General features: G+C 64.0%; 13 protein-coding genes. 1 reads left to right on the plus strand and 12 read right to left on the minus strand.

The window, feature by feature from the left end; genetic code table 11:
- Window positions 1–998: 998 nt before the first annotated feature.
- From tyrS to HAV21_RS19225, 3 genes are all read right to left on the minus strand, one after another.
- The gene (gene tyrS, locus HAV21_RS19215; RefSeq protein ID WP_166842786.1) at window positions 999–2,309 is read right to left on the minus strand and encodes a tyrosine--tRNA ligase; all 1,311 of its coding nucleotides are present in this window, start codon (window positions 2,307–2,309) and stop codon (window positions 999–1,001) included.
- A 38-nt stretch (window positions 2,310–2,347) separates the two neighbouring features.
- Complete coding sequence (locus tag HAV21_RS19220) at window positions 2,348–4,576, minus strand: ATP-binding domain-containing protein (protein ID WP_166842787.1); 2,229 nt, start codon at window positions 4,574–4,576, stop codon at window positions 2,348–2,350.
- 131 nt (window positions 4,577–4,707) lie between these two features.
- Window positions 4,708–5,364, minus strand: a complete 657-nt coding sequence (locus HAV21_RS19225; protein WP_166842853.1) for a DNA-3-methyladenine glycosylase — start codon at window positions 5,362–5,364, stop codon at window positions 4,708–4,710.
- Window positions 5,365–5,459: 95 nt separating this feature from the next.
- Between HAV21_RS19225 and HAV21_RS19230 the strand changes: the two genes are divergently transcribed.
- Window positions 5,460–6,950 carry an AlkA N-terminal domain-containing protein gene (locus HAV21_RS19230; RefSeq protein WP_166842788.1) on the plus strand — a complete coding sequence of 497 codons (1,491 nt, stop codon included), beginning with the start codon at window positions 5,460–5,462 and terminating at the stop codon, window positions 6,948–6,950.
- Window positions 6,951–6,997: 47 nt separating this feature from the next.
- Here the strand turns inward: HAV21_RS19230 and HAV21_RS19235 are convergent, their stop codons facing one another.
- From HAV21_RS19235 to argC, 9 genes are all read right to left on the minus strand, one after another.
- Window positions 6,998–7,735, minus strand: coding sequence for a maleylpyruvate isomerase family mycothiol-dependent enzyme (locus HAV21_RS19235; protein WP_166842789.1), 738 nt, complete (start codon window positions 7,733–7,735; stop codon window positions 6,998–7,000).
- Between the two features lie 76 nt (window positions 7,736–7,811).
- Window positions 7,812–9,227 (minus strand): argininosuccinate lyase, encoded by a 1,416-nt coding sequence (gene argH, locus HAV21_RS19240; RefSeq protein WP_166842790.1) that lies wholly within the window; start codon window positions 9,225–9,227, stop codon window positions 7,812–7,814.
- Window positions 9,227–10,432: an argininosuccinate synthase gene (locus tag HAV21_RS19245; RefSeq protein WP_166842791.1), complete on the minus strand. Its 1,206-nt coding sequence runs from the start codon at window positions 10,430–10,432 to the stop codon at window positions 9,227–9,229. The genes argH and HAV21_RS19245 overlap by 1 nt, the downstream gene beginning before the upstream one ends.
- Before the next feature lie 68 nt (window positions 10,433–10,500).
- A complete protein-coding gene (locus HAV21_RS19250) occupies window positions 10,501–11,040 on the minus strand; it encodes an arginine repressor (protein ID WP_142939589.1) in 540 nt (179 codons plus the stop codon).
- Window positions 11,040–12,065: an ornithine carbamoyltransferase gene (gene argF, locus HAV21_RS19255; protein WP_166842792.1), complete on the minus strand. Its 1,026-nt coding sequence runs from the start codon at window positions 12,063–12,065 to the stop codon at window positions 11,040–11,042. Before argF ends, HAV21_RS19250 begins: the two co-directional genes overlap by 1 nt.
- Complete coding sequence (locus HAV21_RS19260; RefSeq protein ID WP_208097201.1) at window positions 12,062–13,402, minus strand: acetylornithine transaminase; 1,341 nt, start codon at window positions 13,400–13,402, stop codon at window positions 12,062–12,064. Before HAV21_RS19260 ends, argF begins: the two co-directional genes overlap by 4 nt.
- Window positions 13,399–14,358, minus strand: a complete 960-nt coding sequence (gene argB, locus HAV21_RS19265; protein WP_166842793.1) for an acetylglutamate kinase — start codon at window positions 14,356–14,358, stop codon at window positions 13,399–13,401. Before argB ends, HAV21_RS19260 begins: the two co-directional genes overlap by 4 nt.
- 10 nt (window positions 14,359–14,368) lie before the next feature.
- Window positions 14,369–15,535 (minus strand): bifunctional glutamate N-acetyltransferase/amino-acid acetyltransferase ArgJ, encoded by a 1,167-nt coding sequence (gene argJ / locus HAV21_RS19270; RefSeq protein WP_166842794.1) that lies wholly within the window; start codon window positions 15,533–15,535, stop codon window positions 14,369–14,371.
- Entirely contained in the window at window positions 15,532–16,575 is a 1,044-nt protein-coding gene (argC, locus tag HAV21_RS19275) for an N-acetyl-gamma-glutamyl-phosphate reductase (protein WP_142939593.1), read from the minus strand. Before argC ends, argJ begins: the two co-directional genes overlap by 4 nt.
- Window positions 16,576–16,598 lie beyond the last annotated feature (23 nt).

The raw sequence follows: 16,598 nt of genomic DNA on the forward strand, positions 1-16,598 counted from the left end.
AAACAGACACAACCACACCCACCGGAAATAACGGTAAACGCGGCTGCACAAAATTCGAAACCAGCTGAAAACCAGACCACCACACACGGGGGTGCGCAATGATCCAGCCATAATTTCAACCAATCAAAAAAACAATCGGTATCAACAAACTTGGCACACTATTGAGTTCTCAAACAACAGACACTAACCGGCACCACCCAAACCCCCACAGGGGCCCGGGATCGCTCCGGAGCAACTTTTCAAGCCTACCCGATCAGCCAGATCTTTGCAAATCAACGTTTCCGCGATTCCCGATCCAGGCCTCGGCCCCACCCTCCACGTGCACACTCAAAAGCGTGCCAATTTTCAGGCTGTTATCAAAGGGGTTGGCCTCCGCGGTTCTCAGCTCCAAGCAGTCTCACTCGCGGCGACTCAGAAGACATTACACGCCCACGGGTCCCGGCACAAATCAACCCCCAGCGACCACAAAACCCCGCAAACACGGGCCCAACACGCTCACCAAGACCCCAAACCAGCAAAAACCCCAGGAAAGCATCCTCAGTGAAACACGTCACACAACCCAGTCATCCCGCCAAAGGCAAGACCCCGAACACACCACAACCACCCGCCGTCGAACACCCACCCAACCCGCAAAACCAGAGAGAGCGACGCCCCCCAAACCCGCCGGACGTGAGAGAACGACGCCCCCCAAACCCGCGGGACGCGAGAGAACGACGCCCAAAAACGGCTAATAAGTGAGAGAGCGATCCACAAAAACCCCCGGGAAGTGAGAGAGCGTCGGAAGGTGGAGGCGGTTATCCGGCAGCGCGCGTCCAAGGGAGGAACGACCGAGCGCGCAGAGGATGACCGCCGCCACCGACCCAACCCCACTCACCGACCCAACCGCCACGCACCACCCCAGCGAAGCCGCTCACCCGCAAACAATTCCGCTGACACTAGAAAAGGGCCGGCAACCATAACGGTTGCCGGCCCTTTCGGAACGGGATTGAAACGAGGACCTAAGCCGAAACCTCGATGGTTGCCAGGTTCTTCTTGCCCCGGCGGAGGAGCAAGTACCGGCCATGAAGCAGTTCGTCTTGGCCAATGATGGCGTCGGGATCGGACACCTTGGTGTTGTTCACGTAGGCGCCGCCCTCGCCCACGGTCCGGCGGGCGGCCGACTTGCTGTCTGACAGACCCGAAGCAACCAGGAGGTCAATGATGCCCAGGCCGTCGGCACTAATCGTCGCGGAGGGAAGTTCCGCCGTGGCTGCTTCAAGGGTCCGCTCATCCAGTACGGTGAGGTCGCCGTTCCCGAACAAGGCAGCCGAAGCGGCGATGACTTTCTCGGTTGCGTCGACGCCGTGCACCAAGGAGGTCACCTCGAAGGCAAGCTTCTTCTGACCTTCACGGGCAAAGGGACGCTCTTCCACGCTCTGGCCCAGTGCTTCGATCTCGGCGCGGGACAGGAAGGTGAACACCTTGAGGCGATCCACCACATCGGCATCGGCCGTGTTCAGCCAGAACTGGTAGAACGTGTACGGGCTGCACATGTCCGGGTCCAGCCAGATGGCGTTGCCTTCGCTCTTGCCAAACTTGGTTCCGTCGGAGTTGGTGATGAGCGGCGTGCCAAGTGCTTGGACGCTCTTGCCTTCCACCTTGCGGATAAGTTCGGTTCCGCTGGTGAGGTTGCCCCACTGATCCGAGCCGCCGGTCTGCAGTGCGCAGCCGTAGTCGCGGAAGAGCTGGAGGTAGTCCATGCCCTGCAGGATCTGGTAGCTGAACTCGGTGTAGCTGATGCCTTCGTCCGAGCTGAGGCGCGACGCCACGGCATCCTTGCGGAGCATGGTGCCAACACGGAAGTGCTTGCCGATCTCGCGGAGGAAGTCGATGGCACTCAAAGGCGCCGTCCAGTCCAGGTTGTTGACCATGCGGGCTGGGTTGTCGCCATCGAAGCTGAGGAAGCGGCGCACCTGGCCCTGAAGGTAGCCAACCCACTCCGCCACGGTGTCCTTGGTGTTCAAGGTGCGTTCCGCCGTCGGACGCGGGTCGCCGATCAGGCCGGTGGACCCACCCACCAAGCCGAGCGGCTTGTGGCCGGCCAACTGCAGGCGTCGCATTACCAGCAACTGCACCAGGTTGCCCAAGTGCAGCGACGGCGCGGTGGGATCGAAGCCACAGTAATACGTGATCGGGTCCCCGGCGAGCAGTTTTTCCAGTTCAGTTTCATCAGTGGAAACGTGAACCAGACCGCGCCATTTGAGCTCCTGCCAGACGTTGGCAAAGGCGGGATCGTTGTGCTGGGACTCGAGGTTGTTTACGTGTGACACGAGATCTAAGTTAGCACCGGTTGCGGGGTCCGTTTTTCCTAGCGCTCGATGCCGGCGGGTACCGGTGCGGCTGCGATGAGGCGCAGACGCTGCGTGGCCCGGGTCATGGCGACGTAGAGGTCGCCCACCTTGCCGTGCTCGTGGTTCAACATGGCAGCTGGTTCCAGGACCACAACGCCGTCGAATTCCAGGCCCTTGGCTTCCTTGGGACTGATCACCACGATGTCTTGCTGGTAACTGCCTGCGCCGCTGCCGATGCGGCGTCCGTAGACCTCGCGCAGCGCAGCAGTGGCCTGCGGCAGCAAGGGACCGTCGGCAATAACAGCCAGCAGGCCGCCGTCGATCGCTTCCACTTCCTCCGGCAGGACTTCAACCAAGCGCTTCACGATGCCGTCCGCTTCGACGTGGTCCACGATGGGTGACCATTTGCCTTCGCGGACGGCCTTGGGTGCCGAGACAACCAAGCCTGCGCGGTTGGCCATGCGAACGGCAGCTTCTGCAATCTGCGATGGTGTGCGGTAGTTGACGGTAAGTTCTTCCAGCGTCCAGCGGTCACCGAACGACGGCGCCAGCGCGCTTTGCCACGAATTGGCACCTGCTGCTGCACTCGTTTGGGCGATGTCGCCCACAATCGTGAAGGACTTCAGCGGGCAGCGCCGCACCAGGAGGCGCCACTGCATGGGCGAGAGTTCCTGGGCCTCGTCAACAACGATGTGGCCGAAAGCCCACGACCTATCGCTCGTGGCACGTTCGGCAGCGGTCAGCCGCCCCTCGCGTTCCTGGTTCTGTTCAGCGAGCTCTTCAGCCGTCACCAGGACGTCCACGCCCATCGCTTCCATGTTGGCCAGGGTCTGCTTGGCGTTGGCGAGATCGCGTGCACGGTCCGCCTCCTGTTGGGCCAGTCCCCTGCCGGCGGCCGGGTCCAGCTCACCGAGCAACTCTGCAGCCTCGTCCAACAGCGGAACGTCCGCCTCGGTCCACGGGGCATCCACGGGGCGCTCAAGCAGCGAACGCTGTGCGGGTGTCAGGTGCGGCGTGCAGGCTTCGAGGATGGCCGGCTTGCTGAAGAGCTCGGAAATGAGCTTCTCGGGGGTCATCGGCATCCAGCAAAGGTTGAGCGCGATGCGAACGTCGCGGGCCGACCTTACGTCTTCGGCCAGATAGGCGCGATCGGCGTTGTTGCCGATGTTGCCGTCCTCTACGAGGTCCGTCAGCTGCTCCGTGAGCTCGCGCAGGAGGATCTTGACGAACGTGAGCCGCGCTTCGTTATGCGGCTTTCCTGTGGCGCGGGCTTTCTCGCGGGCACGGCGGACCTGCCGAACCGTCAGTGTCAGCTTCCGCGAATCAACTTCGAGGATGCGGTCTTCTGCAGGTGTCCGTTGCCGGTTTGCCACGGCGTTTGCCACCACGGCTGCCATGTCCAGCTTGCCTTTGAGGGCAGCGATGTCTGCGTCTTCCTCAGGAATGGCGTGAATCCCGGGCATGAGGCGGCCGAGGCTGGCCATGACCACACCGGTCTCACCGAGCGACGGCAGAACACGTTCGATGTAATGCATAAAGGACGACGACGGTCCAACGAGCAGAACACCGGCGCTCTTGAGCCGCTCGCGGTGCGTGTACAGCAGGTAGGCGGCACGGTGCAGGGCTACGGCGGTCTTGCCCGTTCCGGGGCCGCCCTGGACTACCAGCGCACCGGAAATGGAGGAACGGATGATCCGGTCCTGCTCGGACTGGATGGTGCCCACGATGTCCGACATGCGGCCCGTGCGCTTGGAATTGAGCGCAGCCAGCAGCGCGCCTTCACCCTGGAGTGAGTCGTTGTCAGCGAGCATCCCGGCGTCCAGGACGTCGTCTTCAATCGCCTTAACGTCGCGTCCCTGAAGGATCAGGTGCCGACGACGGCGGACACCTTGGCGATCGAACGCGGTGGCTTGGTAAAAATGACCGGCTTCCGGGGCACGCCAGTCGACCATCAGCCGCTGGAGATCGGCCGTGGAAAGACCAATACGGCCGATGTACTGCGCCTCACCGGAATCAAGGTCCAGGCGGCCAAAGACCAAGCGGTCGTCGACGGCGTCCAGCTGCGCCAGGCGATCTTCGTACAGCGCCGCGAACGCATCACGTTCTGAGACGTTCTGCATGGTTCCCACCGCGCCGGCCTTGCGCACCTGCGCCAGCTGGGCGCGCTTTTCGGCGCGCAGCTCATCGAGCCGGGCATACAGCCCGGCAACATATTCCTGCTCATGGACCAAATCAGCGTCGTGCATCGAACCGTAACCCCTATCGCAAAAGACAGACCTACCATTCTACAGCGATTTTGGTAAACGTGGGGGTACGCGTCATACGCCGGACTGCGTCACAAAAAGTCGAAGGTTCTGCCGAGCCGCCAGCGCTGAGGTCAGTTGGTGGCGCTCCGGTTTCGCGGCCGTGCTGCCTTGTAGCGGGACACCGTAGGATCGTCCTCGATCCAGAAGCGCCAGGGGTATTCAGTGCTTCCGCCCGAACCCGCTACGCCCACCCGCGGTCCGCTGGCAACGGCAGCTGCCGGCGTCCTGGGCAACCACAAACTGAACGGTTCCGCGAGCGCGTCACGGCCAGTGTCCGCCGTCGTAAGTCCCAGTGCGGAGGCTAGCCTGGCGGGTCCGCTGGCCAGGTCCTTGTGCGCTTTGGATGCCGGCCGTCGTAGGGCGGCGAGCCCCTCCCCCTCGACGATCTCGCCGGCACGCAGGAGAAGGGCTGACGCCGTGCCGTCGGGACCGCAGACAATGTTGGCGCAGTAGTGCATGCCGTAGGTGAAGTAGACGTACAGGAATCCCGGTGGCCCGAACATGGGCGCATTCCGGGCGGTAAGACCACCGAAGGTGTGGGAGCCGGGGTCGGGGTGCTCTGAATCGCGCGGCCCAAGGTAGGCCTCTACTTCGGTGAGCCTGACGGAGACCGGACCGGCTTCTGAGTGGTGGGTCAGTACCGCGCCGAGTATCTGCGGAGCGATGACACGGGGGTCACCTTCGAGGAACGCGCGCACCGCGGCCGGGTCGCTGACCTCGTTGTCCATGGACGAACTCATGACCAGACCCTAGCAACAATGCGGCGAACGGTTATGTCCGATTTCCGCTAGCAGCAGCTTCCGGCGGGTGTCAGGATTAGGCCATGGACTTCTGGCAGCGCTACAGGGCGATCGACGCCCGCGACACCCGCTTTGACGGTCAGTTTTTCACCGCCGTCAGCTCCACCGGCATCTATTGCCGGCCGTCGTGCCCCGCGCGCACCCCTAAGGCAGCGAACGTCACGTTTTATGAAACGTCCGCGGCCGCTCACGAAGCGGGATACCGCGCCTGCAAGCGATGCCTGCCTGAGGCAGTCCCTGGAACGCCCGCGTGGAACATCCGTTCCGACGTCGCCGGCCGCGCCATGAGGCTCATCAACGACGGCGTGATCAACCGCGAGGGCGTCGACGGCCTCGCGAGCCGTCTGGGGTACTCCGCCCGGCAGCTCAACCGCATCCTCAGCAACGAACTCGGCGCGGGTCCTCTCTCACTGGCGCGGGCAAGCAGGGCACAGACCGCCAGGACGCTGCTGGTCTCCACCGACATGCTCCTGGCCGACGTTGCGTTCGCGTCAGGGTTCAACAGTGTGCGGCAATTCAACGACACCATCGGCGAGGTTTTCGCGATGACCCCGACGGCGGTGCGTGCCACTGCGGCGAAGTCCGGCCCGCACAGGGGCACCGGGGTTTCGGGGGCGGCGCCTGCCGCTCTGACGCTGAACCTTCCATACAGGGAACCGTTTGATCCGGGAATCTTCGACTTCCTGGCAGTTCGGGCGGTTCCAGGCATCGAGGCGGCAAGTACCTCGGCGGATGGAACCAGGACCTATGCCCGCACGCTGCGCCTGCCGCGGGGCAGCGCGTCGTTGTCTGTCTCGTACAACCCTTCAGCTCCCGGCAGGCCGCTGCAACTCACAGCTGCGGTGCGGGATCTCCACGATCCCCCGGCACTTCTGAGCCGGGTCCGGAGGCTGTTTGACTTAGACGCGGATCCTCAAGCAATCGATAACGCGCTGGCAAGGGATCCGAGGCTTTCGGCGAGCGTCGCTGCAATTCCGGGGGTGCGGGTGCCGGGCGCTGTGGATCCACACGAGCTGTTGATCCGAGCCATGATCGGTCAACAAATCACCGTAGCTGCCGCCAGAACCGCCCTCACTCAGTTGTCAGTGGCCGGGTCCGCTGTTGATGGCGCCTCCCCCGGCTTGGAGCGATTGTTCCCGACGACGGCCGAACTCGCCGAACACGGCCGGGAACTCCTCCGAGGACCTCAGCGCAGGATCGACTCCATTGTTGCTGCCGCCGAAGCAATGGCCAGTAGGGCCCTCGACTTCGGGTACGGCGACGACCTCGACAGCCTCGCCCGGAAGCTTCTCCCGATGCCCGGCGTGGGATCGTGGACGGTGGGCTATGTCGCCATGCGGGTGCTTGGAGCTCCCGACGTCTTCCTGGCCAATGATGCCGCAGTACGAAACGGGTTGAAGGTCCTGCCCGCCGCAGCAGGGCTCAGTACCGACTTCCGCGAAGTGAGCCCCTGGCGCTCCTATGCCACCATGCACTTGTGGCGGGCAGCAGCGGCAAAGACACGACGGACGTGAGAGAGCGACCGCCCAAGACACGACGGACGTGAGAGAGCGACTGGGATTTAGCGGGCCCCGGGCTGCGCTGCTGGCCAGGGCAGGAGCTCCGGCAGGTCCACGCCATCAGCGGCTGCAGTGGCCCTGAGGCTTCCGAGGCTGGGTTCGCGGCCTGCAAGCCACGCGGCGATGTCGGTCAGCATGCCGGTGATGGCTATGGAAGTGCCTCCGGTGCCGACGCTCCTTGGGGGAAGACCCGTGGGCTGCAGGACAAATTTGTAGGACTCCGGGACACGTGCGGCGAGAAACCCGATGAGGTGTTCGCAGAAAGGCCTGCTCCACGTTTCCGGTCCGAACCCCACGCCCAGGTCCGAAGCATGGATGGTCAGTTCGCGCCACAGCGCCAGCCCGCCGTCGAACACTGTCCCGTCCCTGTAGGCGATCCGCGCCTGCCAATCGTCCGGACCCAAGGCATCAAACGCGTCGATGGCGGCCCCGATCGCAGCGGTGACAGACTCGGTGTGTTGCGCGAGACTGTGCCCTGCCGCCAGGTTGATCGCCTTCGTACGGCCGTCCATGCCGCCGTCGTACAGTTCCACCGTTTCGCCGCGGCGCGCGTACTCCAGCTGCCGGGTCATTGCCTTGGAAATTCCCGCAAGGTGAGCGAGGACGTGGCCACGGGTCCACCCCGGCAGTTCCGACGGTTCAGCGACCGAGGATTCTTCCATCTTTGATAGGAGGCGGATGGCGGTGTCAGCGGCTTTGTGAAGCTCTGCGGGCAGCGCCTCAGGGGTGATCTGAGTCATAGCGCCATGCTAGCCCACCCGCTTAAACACCCGTGGGATGACACCGAAGTGCCATCCCACAGTAGTCGCGAACCGATTAGCCTGCGTAGGAGCGTGCTGCGTCCAGTTCCGCTTCCAGGGCCGCCAGTTGGCGCTCGACGGCGGCTGGTGCCGTTCCGCCCTGCGAGTTGCGGCTGTTGAGCGAACCTTCAGTACTGAGAACGCTACGAACCTCGGGAGTCAGGTGCTCCGAGATTGCTGCATATTCCTCGTCCGTCAGATCCCACAACTCCACGCCGCGACCTTCGGCCTGCTTCACAGCAGCACCGGAGAGCTCGTGGGCCTCCCGGAACGGAACGCCCTGGCGGACGAGCCACTCGGCAATGTCCGTGGCCAACGCGAAGCCCTGCGGAGCCAGTGATTCCATGCGCTCCGTGTTGAACTTCAGGGTGGCGATCATGCCGGACACTGCCGGAAGCAGGAGCTCCAGGGTGTCGGCGGCGTCGAAGACCGGCTCTTTGTCCTCTTGCAGATCGCGGTTGTACGCGAGTGGCAGTCCCTTGAGCGTCGCGAGGAGGCCGGTCAGGTTGCCGATGAGGCGTCCCGCCTTGCCGCGGGCCAGCTCAGCAACGTCCGGGTTCTTCTTTTGCGGCATGATGGAGGACCCCGTGGAGTACGAGTCATGCAGCGTGACGAAGGAGAACTCCTTGGTGGCCCAGAAGATGACTTCCTCGGAGATCCTGGACAGGTCCACGCCGATCATGGAGCAAACCCACGCGAACTCGGCGAAGACATCGCGCGAAGCGGTGCCATCAATCGAGTTGTGCACAGCCGAGAAGAAGCCAAGGTCAGCGGCAACAGCTTCAGGGTCAAGGCCCAGGGACGAACCCGCCAGCGCACCCGAACCATAGGGCGAAACACCAGCGCGCTTGTCCCAATCCTGGAGTCGCTGCACATCGCGCAGCAGTGCCCAGGCGTGAGCCAGCAGGTGGTGGCTCAGCAACACCGGCTGTGCATGCTGCAAGTGCGTCCGTCCGGGCATCGCTACGCCGTGGTGGGCCTTGGCCTGCTCCACGAGGGCATCGATGGTGGCAAGGACACCGCGGGCGATGATGCGGGCGTGGTCACGCAGGAACATACGGCCGAGGGTGGCCACTTGGTCGTTGCGGGAACGGCCAGCGCGGAGCTTGCCGCCCAGTTGGGTACCGGCACGTTCGATCAAGCCACGTTCAAGGGACCCGTGAACGTCCTCATCGCTCTCAGCCGGAAGGTAGGCGCCGCTCGCGACGTCCTCGTCCAGCTGGGTGAGAGCGGCCAGCATGCCTTCTAGTTCGGCATTGTCCAACAGCCCGGCCTTAGCCAGCACGCGGGCGTGGGCCTTGGAACCGGCGATGTCGTAGCGGGCGAGCCGCCAGTCAAAGTGTGTGGACTTGCTCAGAGCGGCCAGCGCATCCGCGGGCCCGCCGGCGAACCGGCCGCCCCACAGTGCACCTTCGTTTGTAGCCGACGTCATTACTGCCCTGCGACGCGGAGGTCGCGGCCGGAAGCAACCTTGGAGGACATGCCCCACAGTTCGATGAAGCCACGTGCCATTGACTGATCGAAGGTATCGCCGGTGTCGTAGGTGGCGAGGTCGAAGTCGTACAGGGAGGTCTCGGAGCGACGACCGTTGACGATTGCCTGGCCACCGTGCAGGACCATGCGGATGTCACCGGAGACGTACTGCTGGGTGTCCTCGATGAAAGCGTCCAAGGAGCGCTTCAGCGGGGAGAACCACTGTCCGTCGTACACCAGCTCGGCCCAGCGCTGGCCAACGGTGGCCTTGAAGCGGGCCTGCTCGCGCTCGATGGTGATGTCCTCGAGGTGCTTGTGGGCCGTGATCAGCGCCATGGCACCCGGGGCTTCGTAGATTTCGCGGGACTTGATGCCCACCAGGCGGTCCTCGACGACGTCGATGCGGCCTACGCCCTGCGCGCCTGCACGGCGGTTCAGTTCCTGGATGGCCTGCAACGGGGTGACCTTGACGCCGTCGATGGCCACCGGCACGCCGGCCTGGAAGGAAATGGTGACCTCATCCGGTGCCGGCGGGAATTCCGGGGTTGCGGTGTAGTCGTAGATGTCCTTGGTGGGAGCGTTCCAGATGTCCTCGAGGTAACCGGTTTCGACGGCGCGTCCCCAGACGTTCTGGTCGATCGAGTACGGGTTCTTCTTGGTGGTCTCGATCGGCAGACCCTTTTCCTCGGCGAAGGCGATGGCCTTATCGCGGGTCAGGGCGAGGTCGCGGACCGGTGCGATGCACTTCAGGTCCGGGCCGAGGGTCTGGATGCCAACTTCGAAGCGGACCTGGTCGTTGCCCTTGCCGGTGCAGCCGTGCGCAACGGTGGTAGCGCCGAATTCGCGGGCAGCCTTCACGAGGTGCTTCACGATGACCGGACGCGAGATAGCCGAAACCAACGGGTAGTGGCCCTGGTAGAGGGCGTTGGCCTTCAGGGTGGGCATGGCGTACTCGTTGGCGAACTCGTCACGGGCGTCGGCCACGTAAGCCTCCACGGCGCCGCAACCGAGGGCGCGCTGACGGATGGTCTCCAGGGACTCGCCACCCTGTCCGACGTCGACGGCCACAGCGATGACCTCGGCGCCGGTGGCTTCACCGATCCAGCCGATGGCTACGGACGTATCAAGGCCACCGGAGTAGGCCAGAACAATGCGCTCAGTCACGAGAGTGCTCCTTTGTTGTTGCTTGGTTCATTCGAATCAATGCTGGTGTGAATCAATGCTTGGAAAATCTATTGGTTGCCAGGCCCGGCTTCTTCGGCCATGCGCAGGAAACGCGCCGCCAGTTCAGCACCGCCATCAGGATCCCGTGCGACCAGCAGCAAAGTGTCGTCGCCTGCGATCGTACCCAATACTGACGGCATCACGGAGTGATCCACGGCCAGTGCCAGGAAGTTCGCTGCTCCTGGCGGAGTGCGGAGGACCACGATGTTGCCCGAGGCCTCCGCGGTCACCAGGAGTTCCCCGCACAGGCGGGTCAGCCGTGCATCCAGGATTTCCTGGGTCACGCCGCTCTTGGCATTGCGGTCGCCGCCCTCCCCCGGGACGGCGTAAACGAGGGCTCCCTCTTTGCCCCGGACCCGGACTGCGCCCAGTTCCACGAGGTCGCGCGACAACGTGGCCTGGGTGACCTGGACGCCGTCGTCTGCCAGCAGAGCTGCAAGCTCTGCCTGCGAACGCACGGACTCACCCGTCAGGATCGCGGTGATACGCGCCTGGCGGGCAGTCTTGGTGGCCGGACTGGCGCCCGGCACGGACGGGTTGGTGGACACTAGAACGTGCTCTCCACAGTGTTTTCCAGGACGGAGATACCCTCAACGGGTGAAAGTCCCTCAACGATCGCGAGTCCGGAGCGGTGCATCAGCCATGCCATCAATGCCTTCTGCGCGTGGAGGCGGTTCTCCGCTTCATCCCAGACGATCGACTGCGGGCCGTCGATGACCCCGGCGGAAATTTCGTAGCCGCGGTATGCCGGAAGGCAGTGAAGAACGACGGCGTCCGGCGCGGCCTGCTCCATGGCGGCCTCATCCACGGAATAGTCGCGGAAGAGCTGCATCCGGGCTTCCTTTTCGGCCTCCTGACCCATGGACACCCACGTGTCCGTTGCCACAACGTCTGCGCCCTTGAGGGCTTCGACGGCGTCGCTGGTGATGAGCACTGAGCCGCCGGTCTCGGCAGCACGTTCCTCCGCAGCAGCCACGATCTCCGGCGCGGGCAGGTAACCTTCGGGACCGGCGATGCGCACATGCATTCCGGCAGTCACGCCAGCGAGGAGGTACGAGTTGGCCATGTTGTTCGCGGCGTCACCCAGGTAGGCCATGCTCAAGCCGGCCAGTTCCCCTTTGTGCTCCTTGACAGCCAGAAGATCGGCCAAGAGCTGGCAGGGGTGGTAGTCATCGCACAATGCATTGATAACCGGGACCTTGGAGTTCTCCGCCATGGCCACCAGGCCCGAGTGGGCACCCGTTCGCCACACGATGGTGGAGACCATGCGCTCCAGGACTTTCGCCGTGTCCTCCACGGATTCCTTGTGGCCAATCTGCGCTTCACCCGGGTTGATGATGAGGGCATTGCCACCCATGTCCGCAATGCCGGTGGCAAATGAAACACGCGTGCGGGTGGAGGTCTTGTCAAAGATCACGGCCACCGTCTTACGGCCATTGCCCTCAGCGGCGAAAGGCTGCACGCTGTACGGCGCGGCCTTCATCCGGACTGCGAGTTCCAGAACCTCAGCCTGTTCGGCAGGACTGAGGTCCGTGTCTTTGAGGAAGTGACGGGTGGCGGTGGAAGAAGTCACTGTGCGTCCTTAGCGGTGTTGGCTGTAGCCGTAGCGATCAGGGTGGGAAGAGCGTCCAGGAAACGGTCCGCTTGATCAAGGGTCAGGATCAGCGGCGGCGCGAGGCGGATGGTCCGCGGGCCCGGGCTGTTGATGATGAAGCCTGCGTCCAAAGCTGCGCTCACCATGGCGGGTGCGACGTCGGCGTTCACATCGAAGCCGATCAGCAGGCCCTCGCCGCGGACTTCAGTGACAGGCTCAATGGCGGCCAGTCCTTCACGAAGGTGGGCACCGACGGTCAGCACGTTCTGCAGGACACCCTGGCTTTCGATGGCGTGCAGTGTGGCCAGTGCAGCGGCCGTGGCCACCGGGTTGCCGCCGAACGTGGTGCCATGCTGTCCGGCGGTGAGCAGGGCCGACGTCGTACTTCCGAAAGTGATCAAGGCACCAACCGGGAAGCCGCCGCCAAGGCCCTTGGCGAGGGTGACGGCGTCGGGAACAATTCCGGCATCTTCGCTGGCCAACCACTTGCCGGTCCGGCCAATACCGGTCTGGACCTCGTCAAGAATCAACAGCGCACCGGCAGCTGTGGTCACCTCGCGAGCTGCCTGCAGGTATTCGGTGCTGAGCGGCCGGACGCCCGCTTCACCCTGGATAGGTTCCAGGAAAACGGCTGCGGTGGAATCATCGACGGCGGCACGCAGGGCTTCGATGTCACCGAACGGGATGTGAACCACGCCACCGGGCAGTGGTTCGAACGGCGCACGGTAAGCCTCTTTGGCGGTGAGCGCCAAGGCCCCCATGGTGCGGCCGTGGAAGGCCCCCTCCAGCGCGATGATCTTGGTGCGCTTCCCGTCACTGTTGTTACGGCGCGCCAACTTGAACGCGGCCTCATTGGCCTCGGTACCGGAGTTGGCAAAGAACACCTTGGAACCGGCCGGAGCATTGCTGATAGCCAGGAGCTTCTCAGCCAGCGCGATCTGCGTGGGGCTGGTGAAGAAGTTGGACACATGCCCCAGCGTGGCCAGCTGGCTGGAAATCACGGAAGTGACGAAGGGGTGCGCATGACCCAGAGCGTTCACTGCGATGCCGCCTAGAAGGTCCAGGTACTCCTTGCCGTCGGCGTCCCACACAAGACAGCCGGCGCCCCGCACCAACACGCGCTGCGGCGTGCCAAAGACACCCATCAGCGAGGACGAGTAACGGGCCAGCCAGTCAGCACCTGAGCTCTGGGAAACGAGCGTGGTTGCGGCAGCCTCCGCAGCGATGGGGGCCCCGCCCGCTCCGCGGTGGCCGACCACGCCCGGCCCCCCATCGCTGCTGCGGCTTTCGGCGGTATGGCTCAGTTCGGTGCTCATGCGTTCACTTCCTCGTCGGGAACTACCTGCGTGCCGATGCCCGCGGTGGTGAAGGTTTCCAGCAGCATCGAGTGCGGGAGACGCCCGTCTACGATGTGCGCACGTTCCACTCCTTCGTCGATGGCTTTAAGGCAGGCGGCCATTTTCGGGATCATGCCTGACTCAAGTTTCGGCAGCATGTCGCGGAGCTCTGATGCTGTCAGTGACGAGATCAGCGATGACTTGTCCGGCCAGTTGGCGTACAGGCCTTCGACGTCGGTCAGGATGACGAGCTTGGTGGCGCCAAGTGCAGACGCGACGGCGGCCGCTGCAGTGTCCGCATTGACGTTCAGGACCTGACCCGTGGTTTGGCCAGTGCCATCTCCTCCGTCCACAATCTCCGGGGCGACTGTCGAAATCACCGGGATGCGGCCGGCGTCAAGGATGTCCTTGATACCCGCGGGGTCCACACCCACCACCTCGCCCACCAGGCCGAGGTCTACCTCTTCGCCGTCAACAACCGTGCCCGTGCGAACGGCGCGCAGCAGACCGCCGTCTTCGCCCGACATGCCGACGGCGTAGGGTCCGTGGGAGTTGATCAGGCCCACAAGCTCGCGGCCCACCTGGCCGGTAAGGACCATGCGGACCACGTCCATGGCCTCAGGGGTGGTGACGCGGAGTCCGCCCTTGAATTCGGATTCGATGCCGAGGCGGCCGAGCATGGAGTTGATCTGGGGGCCGCCGCCGTGGACCACCACAGGGTGGATGCCCACGTGGTGGAGGAACACGATGTCCTCGGCGAAGGCACGGCGGAGGTCGTCGTTGACCATGGCGTTGCCACCGTACTTGATCACCATGGTGGTGCCGGCAAAACGCTGGATCCACGGCAGGGCCTCAATCAGCGTGCCGGCCTTGTCCTGGGCTGTTTTGGCCGAGACGTGGCTCGTTGACGTCGTTTCCCGGGTGTGCGCAGTCATAGTCATCCGCTCAGCTCGAGTAGGCGCTGTTCTCGTGCACGTAATCGTGCGTGAGGTCGTTGGTCCAAATGGTTGCCTCGGCGTCGCCGGCCTGCAGGTCGATTTCGACCAATACTTCGCGGGGCTCCAAGTCCACAAGATTCCGGTCATCACCGATTGCGCCGTTGCGGCAAATCTGCACGCCGTTCATGGCGACGTTGAGCTGGTCCGGCTCGAACACGGCATCCGTTGTTCCCACCGCTGAGAGAACGCGACCCCAGTTGGGATCCTTGCCGAAAATGGCTGCCTTGAAAAGGTTGGAGCGGGCAACACTGCGGCTGACGATTTCAGCATCGCGTTCGCTGGCGGCGTTGAAGGTCCGGATAGCGATGTCGTGGCTGGCGCCCTCGGCATCACCGATGAGCTTGCGAGCCAGTTCGGCGCAGACGTGGGTGACCGCTTCACTCAACTGCTCCGCAGAGGGCAGAGCTTCCGACGCCCCGGATGCCAGCAGCACCACGGTGTCGTTGGTGGACATGCAGCCGTCCGAGTCAGCCCGGTCGAAGGTGACGCGTGTGGCGTCGCGGAGGACGACGTCCAGCTCATTTGCCGGAACTTCGGCGTCGGTGGTGAGGACCACCAGCATGGTGGCCAGGCCCGGTGCCAACATGCCGGCGCCCTTGGCGATGCCGCCGACCGTGAACGGCTTGCCCTGGGCATCAGTGCCGTTGAAGACTGCTTCCTTGGACACACTGTCCGTGGTCATGATCGCTGTGGCGGCAGCGGAGCCGCCATCTTCGGACAGTTCACGGAAAGCTGCCTCCACACCGGGAAGGATCTTGTCCATGGGCAGCTGCTCACCGATCAGGCCGGTTGAGCACACCACGACGTCGGAAGCTGAGACTCCCAGCACCTCTGCCACTTTCTCGGCGGTGGCGTGGGTGTTCTGGAAACCCTGGGGACCGGTGCAGGCGTTGGCTCCACCGGAGTTCAGGACCACTGCATCCACGCGTCCGTCGCTGACCACCTGGCGTGACCAGTGAACCGGCGCAGCAGCCACGCGGTTGGAGGTGAAAACGGCGGCGGCGGACTTTTGCGGCCCGTCGTTGACTACCAGAGCGAAATCCGGGTTGCCCGAGGCCTTGATGCCGGCTTTGATGCCTGCGGCGCGGAATCCCTTGGGGGCGGTAATGGTCACGGTGCAACTCCCTGCAGGTTCAGGCCGGCGGTTTCGTCCAGGCCGAGGGCAATGTTCATGGACTGCACGGCTCCGCCGGCGGTCCCCTTGGTGAGGTTGTCAATGGCGCACGTGACAATCACGCGGCCCGTGTGGGAGTCGAAGGCCAACTGCATCACAGCGTGATTGGAGCCTTGAACGGACTTTGTGGTGGGCCACTGGCCTTCGGGGAGGAGGTGCACGAACGGTTCGTCGTCGTAAGCGTCCGCCCAGGCTTGGCGTAGCTCGGCCTCAGTGACACTGCGTCCAGCCTGCGGCCGCACCTTGGCCGTTGCCGTGGTGAGGATACCGCGACTCATCGGAACCAGCGTGGGCGTGAACGATACCGTCACCGGCTCACCGGCCGCATTGGACAGTCCCTGTTCGATCTCCGGGGTGTGCCGATGTCCGCCGCCAACGCCGTAGGGGCTCATGGACCCCATGACCTCGGCGCCGATGAGGTTGACCTTGGCTGCCTTGCCGGCGCCCGAGGTTCCCGAGGCGGAGACAATCACGACGTCGTCCGTCAGGAGGAGATTGTTGGCGAACCCCGGCGTCAAAGCCAGCAGGGCGGACGTCGGGTAGCAGCCGGGCACGGCAATGCGTGTGGCACCTTTAAGTGCTTCACGCTGCCCGGGGAGCTCAGGGAGGCCGTACGGCCAGGTGCCCGCGTGAGCGGAGCCATAGAACTTTTCCCACGCTGCGGCGTCCTGCAAGCGGTGGTCAGCACCGGCGTCGATCACTACCGTCCCCTCAGGCAACTGGGCAGCGATCTCGGCGGAGGCGCCGTGCGGCAGGGCCAGGAACACGACGTCATGCCCGGAAAGGTTCTCCACTGTGGTGTCTTCCAGAATCCGGCTGGCCAAACCATGGAGATGCGGCTGTAACTCCCCTAGTCTGGAACCGGCGTTGCTGTGAGCGGTGATGGCCCCGATGGTGACGTTCGGATGGCCAGCCAGCAAGCGCAGCACTTCTCCCCCGGCGTAGCCGCTGGCACCGGAGACGGCAACAGAAATAGTCATGACTCCACTGTACAGCAAGAATA

The organism is Paenarthrobacter sp. MSM-2-10-13 (assembly GCF_011605365.1).
Classification (GTDB): Bacteria; Actinomycetota; Actinomycetes; order Actinomycetales; family Micrococcaceae; genus Arthrobacter.

Coding starts and splice junctions, on each gene's coding strand:
- HAV21_RS19220 (WP_166842787.1), bottom strand. CDS start 4,576: ATGCACGACGCTGATTTGGTCCATGAGCAGGAATATGTTGCCGGGCTG.
- HAV21_RS19225 (WP_166842853.1), bottom strand. CDS start 5,364: ATGGACAACGAGGTCAGCGACCCGGCCGCGGTGCGCGCGTTCCTCGAA.
- HAV21_RS19230 (WP_166842788.1), top strand. CDS start 5,460: ATGGACTTCTGGCAGCGCTACAGGGCGATCGACGCCCGCGACACCCGC.
- HAV21_RS19235 (WP_166842789.1), bottom strand. CDS start 7,735: ATGACTCAGATCACCCCTGAGGCGCTGCCCGCAGAGCTTCACAAAGCC.
- argH (WP_166842790.1), bottom strand. CDS start 9,227: ATGACGTCGGCTACAAACGAAGGTGCACTGTGGGGCGGCCGGTTCGCC.
- HAV21_RS19260 (WP_208097201.1), bottom strand. CDS start 13,402: ATGAGCACCGAACTGAGCCATACCGCCGAAAGCCGCAGCAGCGATGGG.
- argB (WP_166842793.1), bottom strand. CDS start 14,358: ATGACTGCGCACACCCGGGAAACGACGTCAACGAGCCACGTCTCGGCC.
- argC (WP_142939593.1), bottom strand. CDS start 16,575: ATGACTATTTCTGTTGCCGTCTCCGGTGCCAGCGGCTACGCCGGGGGA.